The organism is Caulobacter sp. DWR1-3-2b1 (assembly GCF_049895765.1).
GTDB lineage: Bacteria > Pseudomonadota > Alphaproteobacteria > Caulobacterales > Caulobacteraceae > Caulobacter.
Genome location: NZ_JAFCSZ010000006.1, coordinates 104,543 through 116,863, shown reverse-complemented (window position 1 = coordinate 116,863; position 12,321 = coordinate 104,543). Strand labels below are relative to the sequence as shown.

Annotated in this window: 8 protein-coding genes; 2 read left to right on the top strand and 6 right to left on the bottom strand. The window is 67.4% G+C overall.

Going from position 1 to position 12,321, the window contains the following annotated elements:
- Positions 1–66 precede the first annotated feature (66 nt).
- Positions 67–765: a pirin family protein gene (locus ACP69S_RS08295; protein ID WP_425996138.1), complete on the bottom strand. Its 699-nt coding sequence runs from the start codon at positions 763–765 to the stop codon at positions 67–69.
- Positions 766–902: 137 nt separating this feature from the next.
- Between ACP69S_RS08295 and ACP69S_RS08290 the strand changes: the two genes are divergently transcribed.
- On the top strand, positions 903–1,838 hold the full coding sequence (locus ACP69S_RS08290) for a LysR family transcriptional regulator (RefSeq protein ID WP_425996136.1): 936 nt from the start codon (positions 903–905) through the stop codon (positions 1,836–1,838).
- Here the strand turns inward: ACP69S_RS08290 and ACP69S_RS08285 are convergent.
- Positions 1,810–3,408: a beta strand repeat-containing protein gene (locus ACP69S_RS08285; protein WP_425996134.1), complete on the bottom strand. Its 1,599-nt coding sequence runs from the start codon at positions 3,406–3,408 to the stop codon at positions 1,810–1,812. The genes ACP69S_RS08290 and ACP69S_RS08285 overlap by 29 nt on opposite strands.
- Positions 3,409–3,562: 154 nt before the next feature.
- Positions 3,563–4,900, bottom strand: coding sequence for an Hsp70 family protein (locus tag ACP69S_RS08280; RefSeq protein ID WP_425996132.1), 1,338 nt, complete (start codon positions 4,898–4,900; stop codon positions 3,563–3,565).
- A gap of 118 nt (positions 4,901–5,018) precedes the next feature.
- On the opposite strand from ACP69S_RS08280, the gene ACP69S_RS08275 reads away from it, so the two are divergent.
- On the top strand, positions 5,019–6,200 hold the full coding sequence (locus ACP69S_RS08275; protein WP_425996130.1) for an NAD(P)/FAD-dependent oxidoreductase: 1,182 nt from the start codon (positions 5,019–5,021) through the stop codon (positions 6,198–6,200).
- A 52-nt stretch (positions 6,201–6,252) separates the two neighbouring features.
- Here the strand turns inward: ACP69S_RS08275 and ACP69S_RS08270 are convergent, their stop codons facing one another.
- The 3 genes from ACP69S_RS08270 to parE form a co-directional block, all read right to left on the bottom strand.
- Positions 6,253–8,571 (bottom strand): DEAD/DEAH box helicase, encoded by a 2,319-nt coding sequence (locus ACP69S_RS08270; protein ID WP_425996128.1) that lies wholly within the window; start codon positions 8,569–8,571, stop codon positions 6,253–6,255.
- Positions 8,572–8,866: 295 nt separating this feature from the next.
- Complete coding sequence (locus tag ACP69S_RS08265) at positions 8,867–9,298, bottom strand: hypothetical protein (protein WP_425996126.1); 432 nt, start codon at positions 9,296–9,298, stop codon at positions 8,867–8,869.
- A gap of 892 nt (positions 9,299–10,190) precedes the next feature.
- Positions 10,191–12,275, bottom strand: coding sequence for a DNA topoisomerase IV subunit B (gene parE / locus ACP69S_RS08260; RefSeq protein WP_425996124.1), 2,085 nt, complete (start codon positions 12,273–12,275; stop codon positions 10,191–10,193).
- Positions 12,276–12,321: the final 46 nt, after the last annotated feature.

Sequence of the window (12,321 nt, the reverse complement as noted above, 5' to 3'; positions counted from 1 at the left end):
GATTGGGTGATTGGGCGGGAGAGCTTGAACGCTCACCCCGCTCGGGATTGAAGAAATCGGCCGCGTTTAGGCGGCGTCGACCAGAACCAGCTCGGCGTCTTCGAGGGCCGTGACGGTGATCACGTCCTCGTTGGAGATGGCCGCGCCGTCGCGGGCGTTCAGCTGGACGCCGTTGACGGTGACCGAACCAACCGCCGGCACCAGATAGGCGTGGCGGCTCTTGCCCAGGTCGTAGGTCGTGCTTTCGCCGGCCTTTAGGGTGGCGCCCAGGACGCGGGCGTCGGTGCGGATCGGCAGGACGTCGCCGTCATTGTCGAAGCCGCTGGCCAGGGTCACGAACTTGCCCGAGCGGTCGCCCTTGGGAAAAGGCTTGGCCCCCCATGACGGCGCGCCGCCGGTACGGTTGGGCTCGATCCATATCTGGAAGATCCGGGTGGCTTCGGGCTCCAGGTTATATTCCGAATGACGGATGCCCGAACCTGCGCTCATCACCTGAACGTCGCCCGCCTCGGTGCGGCCCGTATTGCCCAGATTGTCCTGGTGAGTAATCGCGCCGCTGCGGACATAGGTGATGATTTCCATGTCCGCGTGGGGGTGCGGCGGGAAGCCGGTATTGGGGGCGATCTCGTCGTCATTCCATACCCGCAGCGCGCCCCAGTTCATGTTCTTGGGGTCGTAATAGCTGGCGAACGAGAAGTGATGCTTGGCCTTGAGCCAACCGTGGTCGGCGCCGCCAAGCCTGTCGAACGGTCTGCGATCGATCATGGCCTTGAACCTCTTGGAGCCCGGTCGCCGGGCTCGCTTTCGAAAAGCGCGCCGACATCGGCGTCGGTTGCTTGAGATGAAGATAGCGATCAGGATCGATATCGAAATAGAAACTATCGAAACCTATTGTTTCCAAAATGAGCAAATTACCTGATCTTGAGGGCCTGGCGATCTTCGCCAAGGTGGTGGAACTGCGGTCCTTCGCGGGGGCCGCCGAGGACCTGGGCCTGTCCAAGGCTACGGTGTCCAAGGCTGTGACCCGCCTGGAGACCCGGCTTGGCGCCCGGCTTTTCAATCGCACTTCGCGGCGCCTGGCCCTGACCGACGCCGGCCAGGGCCTTGTCGAGCCCGCCACACGGATGCTGGCGCAGGGCGAGGACGCCGAGAACGCCGCCATGGCCCAGTCCGCCGCGCCGCGCGGCCTGGTGCGACTGGCGGTTCCGATGTCGTTTGGCCTGTCCGATGTCGCGCCGATCCTGCCGGATTTCCTTGCAGCCTATCCCGAGGTCTCGGTCGACCTGCATCTGAGCGACGCCACGGTCGATCTGGTGGGCATGGGCTTTGACGCCGCCCTGCGTATCGCGGCCCTGCCGGACTCGTCGCTGGTGGCGCGTCGCCTGCGGCCGGTGAAGCGCTATGTCGTCGGGGCTCCCTCCTATCTGGAGCGCCGTGGGCGGCCGACCCATCCCGGTCACCTCGCCGAGCATTCCTGTCTCGGCTACGCCTACCTGCCGACCCCTGACGCCTGGCGGTTCGTTAATGCGGCTGGGGAGGAGGCCTCGGTGCGCCCGGCGGGGCCACTGCGGGTCAATAACGCCGACGCCCTGATGCCGGCTCTGATCGCGGGAGTGGGTCTGGCCGTGATGCCCGACTTCATCGCAAGAGAGGCCTTGGCTGATGGCCGGCTGGAGGCGGTAATGCCCGACTGGACCCCACCGCCCATCGCCCTGCATCTGGTCATGCCGGCTGGCGGACCCCGGCCAGCGCGGGTCGAGGCGCTGACAGCCTTCCTGACCTGGGCCCTTGGGGCAAAGGGGCGGGGTCCTACAGGCTATCCACCTGGGCCGGCGTGAAGGCGCCAACCTGGAGAGGGCTCATTGCGGCTATATTGGTCGTCGACAGCCAATCCAGCTGGGTGACGGTCAGGCCGGGGATCTGGGTCGGCGTCAGATAGCCGACCTGGGTGGTGGTCAGTCCGCCGATCACCGTCGTCGATAGCGCCGAGACCTGGGTGGCGGTCAGGGCGCCGATCTGCGTGCCGTTCAGGCCGTTGAAATCGTCCAGGGTCAGGCTGCGCACCTGATAGGCCGACAGACCGCGCATGGCGTTCGCGCTGATCGAACCTATCTGGGTGACGACCAGCGCCGCCAGGTTGGTCACCGACAGGGAGCCGATCTGCGACGCTGACAGGCCGCCGATCTGGGTTGCCGAGAACTCGCCGATGTCGGTGGAGGTCAGGCCGCCCAACTGCGACGACGTCAGGCCGCTCAGCTGGGTCGTGGACAGGCCCTGGACCTGGGTGGCGTCGAAGCTGGAAATGTTGGCCGCCGAGATGCCGCCGACCTGGCTGGCCGTCAGATTGGCGATCTGGGTCCTCGACAGCTCGGCGAAGTCGCCAGAGCCGAGGCCGCCAAGCTGGGTCGCGGTCAGGCCGGCGAACTGGGTGCTGGTGAGTGCGCCGATCTGGGTGCTGGTCAGGGCGTTGAGATTGGTGGTCGACAGAGCGCCCAGCTGCGACGCCGTCAGGCCGCCGACCTGGATCGCTGAGAGCTCCGCGAAGTCAGTGGCGCTCAGGCTCCCGATCTGGGTGGTCGTCAGGCCGGCGATCCGGCTGGCGCTGAAGCTGGCGACCTGAGTGGACGTCAGGACCGAAAGGCCAGTGGCGCTGAGGCCGCCAAGCTGGGTGGCGTTCAGCGCGCCGACCTGGGTGTCGGACAGGGTCGAAACCTGGGTCCCGCTCAGGCCGGCGACCTGGGCCGCTGAAAGGGCGGCGATCTGGCTGGTCTCCAGAACGTCCAGCTGGGTGCTGCTCAGGGCGCCGATCTGGCTGGCGGTCATGCCGCCGATCTGGGTGGTCGAGAGGGCGGCCAGCTGGGCCGCCGCGAAGGCGGCGATGGCGGCGGCTTCCAGGCTGCCGATCTGGCTGGCCGCGAGGCCGCCGATCTGGCTGGCGGCCAGCTCGCCGATATCGGTGGTGCTCAGGCCGGACATTTGGCTGGCGGTCAGGCCCGCCAGCTGGGTGACGTCCAGCGAGGCCGCCTGGGTGGCGTTAAGGCCCGAGAAGTTCGTCGCCGAGATCGCGGCGATCTGGGTGGCGCCCAGAACGTCCAGCTTGGCGGCGTCGAGGCCGGCCAGCTGGGTCGAGGTCATGGCCCCGACCAGTTCGCCGCTGAAAGCCGCCAGTTGCTGGACATTGAAAGCCACGCCCGCGCCGAAGCTGGGGATCTGGGTCGCCGACAGGCCTTTGACCTGGGTGGCCGAAAGGGCCTCGACCTGGGTGGCGTCGAGGACGGCGACAGCCGAGGCGCTGATCGCGCCGACCTGGGTGCTGCTGAGGGTGGCTAGCTTGGTCGTCGACAGATCATCAATGATCGTCGTCGGTAGCGCGGCGATCTGCGCGGCCGAGAGATATGAGATCGGCAAAGGCTCGTCCTGACCAACGGCTTGGAGGCGACCGTTGTTGCGATCAGGGCCTCGTTTCGAAATGGTTAAGGTCAGGCTAGGTGGATTGCGAGATTCGGTCCACGTGACAAAGTAGAGCAGGTAAACCAGCGATTTACGGCCAGCCTTACGCTGTTCAGACCACCGACTTGGCCATCGCCCGCATGGTCCACAGATCCAGATCGTTTTCGCGGCCGATCAGGGCCAGGCCCGAGGCGATCGACTCGAACTCGCCGCCGCTTTCGATCCGGTCGGCCGCGAACCGGCGCTGGAAGATGTCGCGCACGGCCGGCACGAACGAGCTGCCGCCGGTGAGGAACACGCGGTCGACGGCTTCGGGCGTGAGATTGGCGCGGGCCAGGGCCTGGTCGACCGCCCTCTCGATGGCGGCCAGCTCCGGGGCGATCCAGCCCTCGAAGGTGGAGCGCTCGACCTCCTGCTCGATCAGGATCGACCCCGCCGCGAAGCGGAAGATGGCGCGTTCGTTGGCTGACAGGGCCTCCTTTAGTCCCGACACCGAGCGGTAGAGGGCGTAACCGTGATTGTCGTCCAGGACCTCGATCAGGCGGCGGATTTTGTCGGGCTCCATCGCCGTCTTTTCCAGCGAGCGAATGTCGCGCATGTCGCGCGAAGCACGCAGCAGGGCCAGCTGATCCCAACGGGCGAAGGCGGTGTAGTAGCGCTGCGGGATGGGCAGGCGGTTGTCGAAGGCCTTGTAAAGCGAGCCCTTGCCCAGGGCTGGCGAGACCAGCTGGTCGATGATCCGGTAGTCGAAGGCGTCGCCCGCCACGCCGACGCCGGAATGACCAAGGGGCGTCGAGGCCAGCGTGCCATCGGCCTTGCGCTCGAACCGCACTAGGGAAAAGTCGCTGGTGCCGCCGCCGAAGTCGGCGACCAGCACGGTGGCGTCCTGCTTCAGCTGGCGGGCGAAGAAGAAGGCCGCGCCGACCGGCTCATAGGAATAGCGGATGTCGTTGAAGCCCAGGCGCGCGAACGCAGCCTCGTAGCGCTGCAGGGCGAGGGTCTCGTCGGGATTGCCGCCGGCGAAGGTCACGGGCCGTCCGACGATGACGCGGGGCGGCAGGTCGGCCATGGCCGGACCGGCGTGCTCGCGCACCTTCAGCAGGAAGGCGGCCAGCAGGTCCTCGAACAGGTAGCGCTTGTTGAGGATGCGGGTCTCGGTGAAGGCCGCGCTGGCCGCGAAGCTCTTGAACGACTGGATGAACCGCGTCTCCAGCGGATCCTCCAGATAGGCCTCGATCGCCCAGGGGCCGGCCTCGACCACCCGCTCATTGGCCTCGCCGCCATGGCCCTGGACGCTGTGGAAGCTGAGCGCCGAGCGGAAGGCGAACAGGTCGCCTTCATTGGTCGGGAACCGAACCAAGCGCGCGGAGCCGTCGCCGTACGTCATCGAGACGACGGTGTTGGTGGTGCCGAAATCGATGCCGATCGTCGGCGGAACGACGGACGTCATGGGCTCAACCAAGTCTCGGGCGGGGGGCGTGCTTCCTAGCGGCTGACGGGCTCAGGTTCAAGGGTGTCTGGCATCCCCTTCGATTGACTTCGCCCGGCGCCTCCTGTCGAAGAACGCGATGGAACAGTTTGACGTCGTCGTAATCGGGGCCGGGGCGGCCGGCATGATGTGCGCCATCGAGGCCGGCAAGCGCGGGCGCTCTGTGCTGGTGGTCGATCACGCCAAGGAGCCCGGCGAGAAGATCCGCATCAGCGGCGGCGGGCGCTGTAACTTCACCAATATCCACACCGCGCCGGCCAATTTCCTGTCGGCCAATCCGAAGTTCTGCGTCTCGGCTCTGCGCCGCTATCGGCCCAGCGACTTCATCGCCCTGGTCAACAGGTACGCCATCGCCTTCCACGAGAAGACCCTGGGGCAGCTGTTCTGCGATGGCTCGGCCAAGCAGATCATCACCATGTTGCTGACCGAGATGGAGGCCGCACGCTGCGAACTTCGGCTGGAAACCGGCGCCGACAGCATAGCGCGGGTCGAGGGCGGGTTCGAGTTGGCGCTGTCCAGCGGCGCCAATGTGCGCTGTCAGTCGCTGGTGGTCGCCTGTGGCGGCAAGTCGATCCCCAAGATGGGCGCGACCGGCTTTGGCTACGAGATCGCCAGGCAGTTCGGCGTCGGCATTGTCGAAACCCGTCCGGCGCTGGTGCCACTGACTTTCGAGATCAAGACGCTGGAGCGTCTGGTTCCGCTGTCGGGCGTGGCGCTGGACGCCGTGGTCGCCCACGGCAAGACCAAGTTCCAGGAAGGCATGCTGTTCACCCACCGCGGCCTGTCGGGTCCCTCGATCCTGCAGATCTCGTCCTACTGGCGCGAGGGCGACGAGATCCGGGTCGATATGGCCCCGGGCGTGGACGCCTTGGCGGCTCTGAAGGCGGCGCGCACCGCCACGCCGCGCCGGGCGGTCTCGACCGTGATGGCGACCCTGCTGCCGCAGCGCGTGGCGCAGATCGTCTCCGACGACGAGGGCGCTCAGGGCAATATCGCTGACTGTTCGGACAAGGTGCTGGGCCGCCTGGCCGCCGCCGTGAACGCCTGGACGTTCAAGCCGGTCGGCTCGGAAGGCTATCGCACGGCGGAAGTCACCCTTGGCGGCGTCGACACCAACGACCTGGACTCGCGGACCCTGCAGGCCACGGAAGTGCCCGGTCTCTATTTCATCGGCGAGGTCGTGGACGTCACCGGCTGGCTGGGCGGGTTCAATTTCCAGTGGGCCTGGGCCTCGGGCTGGTCAGCGGGCCAAGCGGTCTAAACGACCAAAGAAAAAGCCCTCCCCCTGAAGGGGGAGGGCTTGCTATCCCAAACTACTTCTTCTTGAAGGGCTTACCGGCCGGCTTGCCGCCGTCGAAGCTTTTGGCCTTGAAGGGCTTGGGGCCCTTGAACGGCTTGGCCGGCCCATCGCCGCGCGGCTTGGGCGAATAGGTCGTCTGCGGACCCGCAGCCTTGTCGCCGAACGCCTTGGGCGCGCCGGCGGTGCGGGGCTTGAAGTCGCGCTTGGGACCATCGTCGCGGCCTTCGGTGCGCGGCTTGTAGGCGCGCTTGGCGCCGCCTTCGGTGTCGGCCGGCGAATAGGGACGCGGCGCGTCGTCACGCGGCGCGCGGGGCTTGAAGTCCCGAGGAGCGTCATCACGCTTGAACTCGGTGCGCGGCTTGAAGTCACGCGGCGCGGCGTTGTCGCGGTCGCGAGGCGCCGGAGCACGGGGCGGGCGGGCCTTGTAGTCGCCCTTTGGCTCCTCGCCCTTGCCATACGGCTTGGCGGTGCTGAAACCGTCGTCGCTATAGGTCGAAGGACGCGGCGTGCTGTCGCGCGAGCCCGGCGCGTTGGCGCGCGGCGAACGCGGAGCTTCATCACGAGGCCCATTCTCGCGCTGCGGGCGCGGCTTGAACTCGCGCGGCGCAGCGTCGTCACGAGGCCCATTTTCGCGGGGGGCACGGGGCGCATATTCCTTCCGCGGACCGCTCTCGCGGGCGGCAGGAGCAGCCGTCGGGGTGATGGCGACGTCGTCACGGACGGTGGCCTGCACCGCCGCGCCGAACTTCACTGCGGCCTCTGCCGAGATCTCGAACTTGGTGTCGTAGTCGAAGATCCGGATCGAGCCGATGTCCTTCTTGGTCACGTGACCCAAGCGGCAGATCAGCGGGATCAGCCACTTGGGGTCGGCGTTGTTGCGACGACCGGTGTTGAGGCGGAACCACTCGGCGCCGGCCATGTCGCTGCGCAGCTCGCGCTCGGGACGGTCACCGCCAAAGTCGCGGTCATTGCCGAGCTCACGCGGCTCGCGGCTGCGGGGGCCAGGGTCGGCGCCGTGACGCGGGTCGTCATAGATTTCTTCCGGGGCCGGCAGCTTGGCGCGGCGCGTGCGGATCAGGGCCGAGGCCAGCTCCAGCGGCGTGCGCCTTTCCAGCATCACCTCGGCGAGGGCCGCGTCTTCCTCGGTCGAGACCTCAGCGAAAATCGGATCGTCGAGCAAGCGCTCGGTGTCCTTGACGCGGATTTCGTCGGCGGTCGGGGCGCCGCCCCAGTGGCCTTCGACGCCGGCCGCCATCAGCAGTTGCTCGGCCTTGCGGCGGCGGGTGTAGGGCACTACCAGGGCCGAGACGCCCTTCTTGCCGGCCCGGCCAGTGCGGCCCGAACGGTGAAGCAGGGTGGCCTTGTTGACCGGCAGTTCGGCGTGGATGACCAGGCCGAGGTCCGGCAGGTCGAGGCCGCGCGCGGCGACGTCGGTGGCGACGCAGACGCGGGCGTGACCGTCACGCAGGGCTTGCAAGGCGTCGGCGCGTTCGCGTTGCGACAGCTCGCCCGACAGGCCGACGACTGCGAAGCCGCGCTCGCGCAGCTTGCTGTGCATGGCGCGGACGCTTTCGCGGGTGTTGCAGAACACCAGGGCGCCGGGGCTTTCAAAATAGCGCAGCAGGTTGACGATCGCGTGCTCGATCTCGTTCGGCGCGACCCGCACGGCGCGATATTCGATGTCGCGGTGCGGTTCGTTGCGGCCCACGGTGTCGATGCGCAGGGCGTCGTTCTGATAGCTCTTGGCCAGTTGCACGATGTCGCGCGCCAGGGTGGCCGAGAACAGCAGGGTGCGGCGTTCGGCCGGGGCGGCGTCGAGAATGAATTCCAGGTCTTCGCGGAAGCCCATGTCGAGCATCTCGTCAGCCTCGTCGAGGACGGCGACCTTCAGCTCCGACAGGTCCAGGTGGCCGCGCTCGATGTGGTCGCGCAGACGGCCGGGGGTGCCGACGACGATGTGGGCGCCCCAGTTGAGGGCCCGCTGTTCGCGACGCGCATCCATGCCGCCTACGCAGTTGACGACCACGGCGCCGGCGTCGGCGTACAGCCACGTCAGCTCGCGATTGACCTGGATAGCCAGTTCGCGGGTCGGGGCGATGACCAGGCACATCGGTGGGCCGGCTTTGGAGAACTTTTCGGCGTCGCCCAGCAGGGTGGTCGCGGCGGCCAGGCCAAAGGCGACGGTCTTGCCCGAGCCGGTCTGGGCGCTGACCAGCAGGTCGCGGCCTAAGGCTTCGTCTTCCAGGACAGCGGCCTGGACGGGGGTGGGCTCAGCATAACCTTGAGCAGCTAGAGCCCGCTCAAGAGCGGGGTGGGAGGCGGGGAAGGGCATATAGGTCCAATTCGGTTCAAGCGGACGGCACACACACACGTGCGGCCCGCGCCACGACCAAATACGACCCCCAAATGGACCGTGTTCTTGGTCTTATCTCGTGAAATATAGACCCGTTTGGCCGCCTTGCCGATGAGGCGCGGGCGAAAAGGGATCTGCGGGCCGCTTTAGGAGGCTAAATTGGTCGGGATTGCAAGGGCGACCCGGAAATTCCCACCAGGTGCGGCGGATTCGCCGCAGGGGGCAGGAGAGGCGCGCGAGACTGGAACCGTGCGGCCCCGCGCCTTTTCAGCGACTATTCGGCGGTGGTGAAAGCGTGGGAACGCGGCTTGGCCAGTTCGCGGCAGACCACGGCCGAGAAGGTCGCCAGCAGTCCCAGCACCATCAGGAACAGCATTTCCGCAAAGCCCGGGGCCATCACAGTCAGGGACGGGACGACCGGACTGTTGGCGATCCCGACCGCGCCGGCCAGCAGGGTGAACAGGCTGGCGGCCCCTGCCAGCAGCGGCGCGCCCTTGGCGAGAGCAGAGAGCGCGGCGGGGCGGCGGAGGGCCAACAGGACCGGCGCGGCGACGATGGCGACCGCCAGCAGCAGGACGATCACCTGAACTGGCGCGGCCGCGTCTCCGAAGACGCCGCCAACGGTCAGGCGGACGGCTGCGGGCGCGGCGAGAGCAGGGGTGGCGAGCATGAGCGGCGCGACGGCCGACAGAGCTATGAGGCGCATGGGGGTCTCCGATGGATTACGGGTGTAAGATACTAGAGAATTACGCTGGTAAATCTGTGAGTCAACAGCGGGCGCCAAACGAGCCCTCCTGTTAATTCTGGAAGGGCTGAGGGCGACCTGCTTTTCGGCCGACCACGGGGATAGCGATCGCGCCGTCCCCGGATGGAGACGGGGATTGAGCCCTAGATCCTCCCCCTGGCGGGGGAGGCGGTCCCCATGACAATGGGGGCCGGAGGGGGAAGACCGCATTGATTCAGCAGAACTTCCCCCTCCGTCGGCTTCGCCGACACCTCCCCCGCTAGGGGGAGGATCCGCACGGGCGCCCAGACAATCGACGCAGCCCTCCTGAAACCTCGCGTATTCTTGACCCACCTCGTCGCGAGGAAAGGGCGCAAGGCCAGCGACCATTGCGGCGGCGGGGTGTGATCGAGCGGGACTGGGGTCGAGGGGGATACTCGACCGGTCCGGGGATCCTGGCGTTGCAGGACCCGCCCGCCGTTGGCGTGGGTGAGGATAGACGGGTGTGATTTAGCCTTCAGGCTCGCCCGCCTCGACCGCCGAGCGGCTCCGGAAACGGAGCGGCTCGGCTCCCGGTAAGGCCTCAACAGGGCCACCCGACGGGACGCCGACGGATAACGATGACGCGGAGCGGACGGCTTCGTCGAAACGGTATTTGCTACTCACACATCCGGACGTGGTCCGGACGCTCCGCGACTCTTTCCATGACCATCGCAGCGAAAGCGCGAGGTCGCGGCGGCGTGACCAAAATCCTCTCCCCGTGGGAGAGGTGTCGCCTGAAGGGCGACGGAGAGGGGCTGCCATGAACGTCTCGCGACTTCCCCCTCCGTTCGCTCCGCGACCACCTCCCCCCGTCAGGGGAAGGATCTGCCGCCTAAACGTCCAGATCCGCTACCGCGAACTCAGCATTCTCCTGGATGAACCTGAACCGCAGTTCGGGCTTGCGACCCATCAGGGTTTCGACCAGCGACTCCACCGCCTCTTCCGAGCGCGGCAGGGTGACCCGCGCCAGGGTGCGGACCGCCGGGTCCATGGTGGTCTCCTTCAGCTGGGCGGCCATCATCTCGCCCAGGCCCTTGAAGCGGCCGATCTCGGGCTTCTTGTTCTTGAAGGTCGTGGCCAGCAGCTGGTCCTTGTGGGCGTCGTCGCGGGCATAGACGGTCTTGCCGCCGTGGCTGAGGCGGTACAGCGGCGGCAGGGCCAGGAACAGGTGCCCGCCCCGGATCATCTCGGGCATGGTGCGATAGAAGAAGGTGATCAGCAGGGAGGCGATGTGGGCGCCGTCGACGTCTGCGTCGGTCATGATGATGATCCGCTCGTAGCGCAGATCCTCCTCGCGGTACTTGGCGCCGCCCTGCACGCCAAGGGCCAGCATCAGGTCGGAGAGCTCCTTGTTGGCGCTCATCTTCTCGCCGGTGGCCGAGGCGACGTTGAGGATCTTGCCGCGCAGGGGCAGGATCGCCTGGTTCTTGCGGTTGCGGGCCTGTTTGGCCGAGCCGCCGGCGCTGTCGCCTTCGACGATGAACAGCTCGGCGCCGTCGACCGCGCCGCCGGCGCAGTCGGCCAGCTTGCCCGGCAGGCGCAGCTTGCGGGTCGCCGAGGCGCGGGACACTTCCTTGTCCTTGCGGCGCTTGAGGCGTTCCTCGGCGCGCTCGACGACGAAGTCCAGCAGCGCCTGGGCGTTCCTCGGCGAGGCGGTCAGCCAGTGGTCGAACGGGTCGCGCAGGGCCGCCTCGACGAAGCGCTGGGCTTCGCTGGAGGAGAGCTTTTCCTTGGTCTGGCCCTGGAATTCCGGATTGCGGATGAAGACCGAGATCAGGGCGCCAGCCTGAGCGATGACGTCGTCGGCGGTGATGATCGCCGCCCGTTTCTCGCCCTTCAGCTCGGCATAGGCCTTGAGGCCCCGGGTCAGGGCGGCGCGCAGGCCGCTCTCGTGGGTTCCGCCCTCGGGGGTGGGCACGGTGTTGCAATACGACTGCATGAAGCCGTCATGTTCGCCGAAACCACGCGGCGTCCAGGCGATGGCCCACTCGACCGCGCCGGCCTCGCCCTGGCGCTCGATGCGGCCGGCGAAGCTGTCGGGCGTGACGGTTTCAAGACCCTTGGTACGCTCGGCAAGGAAGTCGGCCAGGCCATTGGGGAAGTGGAACGTGGCCTCGGCGGGTGTCTGATCGTGGATGCGCTCGGCGGCGCAGGCCCATTTGATCTGCACGCCGCGAAACAGATAGGCCTTGGAGCGGGCCATGCGGTACAGGCGGGCCGGCTTGAAGGCCACGCCCTCGCCGAAGATCTGCTCGTCGGGCAGGAAGCGCACCATGGTGCCGCGCTTTTTGCTGGGACCGATTTTCTCGACCGGGCCCAGCGGCTTGCCGCGCGAGAAGACCTGAAGGTGCTCGAACCCGTCGCGCCAGACGGTGACCTCGATCCGCTCGGACAGGGCGTTGACGACCGACGCGCCGACGCCGTGCAGACCGCCGGAGGTCTCATAGGCCTTGCCGCTGAACTTACCGCCGGCGTGCAGGATGGTCATAATGACCTCCAGCGCCGACTTGCCGGGGTACTTGGGGTGCGGGTCGACCGGCATGCCCCGGCCGTCGTCCTTGACCGACAGATAGCCGTCGGCGTCGAGCCTGACCTCGATGGTCTTGGCGAAGCCGGCCACGGCCTCGTCCATCGAGTTGTCCAGCACTTCAGCGAACAGGTGGTGCAGGGCCCGCTCGTCGGTGCCGCCGATGTACATGCCCGGCCGCTTGCGGACCGGCTCCAGGCCTTCCAGCACCTCGATGTCGATGGCCGTATAGCCGCCCGACGAGGGGGTGGGGCTGGCAGACGGCGGCGGCGGCGCAGCAGCGCGGGCCGGCGCTTCGACCTGCGGCTCGCGAGCCGGCAGCGGCGCAGCGGGCGGCGGCGACAGAGCGTCGTCGAACAGGGAGGCTTGGGGGACGTCTTTGGAGGACATTACGGGAACATGCGTCGATTCTGTGGAAGCTTCGTATGGGCTTCCG

Coding starts and splice junctions, on each gene's coding strand:
- ACP69S_RS08295 (WP_425996138.1), bottom strand. CDS start 765: ATGATCGATCGCAGACCGTTCGACAGGCTTGGCGGCGCCGACCACGGT.
- parE (WP_425996124.1), bottom strand. CDS start 12,275: ATGTCCTCCAAAGACGTCCCCCAAGCCTCCCTGTTCGACGACGCTCTG.
- ACP69S_RS08275 (WP_425996130.1), top strand. CDS start 5,019: ATGGAACAGTTTGACGTCGTCGTAATCGGGGCCGGGGCGGCCGGCATG.
- ACP69S_RS08280 (WP_425996132.1), bottom strand. CDS start 4,900: ATGACGTCCGTCGTTCCGCCGACGATCGGCATCGATTTCGGCACCACC.
- ACP69S_RS08270 (WP_425996128.1), bottom strand. CDS start 8,571: ATGCCCTTCCCCGCCTCCCACCCCGCTCTTGAGCGGGCTCTAGCTGCT.
- ACP69S_RS08265 (WP_425996126.1), bottom strand. CDS start 9,298: ATGCGCCTCATAGCTCTGTCGGCCGTCGCGCCGCTCATGCTCGCCACC.
- ACP69S_RS08290 (WP_425996136.1), top strand. CDS start 903: ATGAGCAAATTACCTGATCTTGAGGGCCTGGCGATCTTCGCCAAGGTG.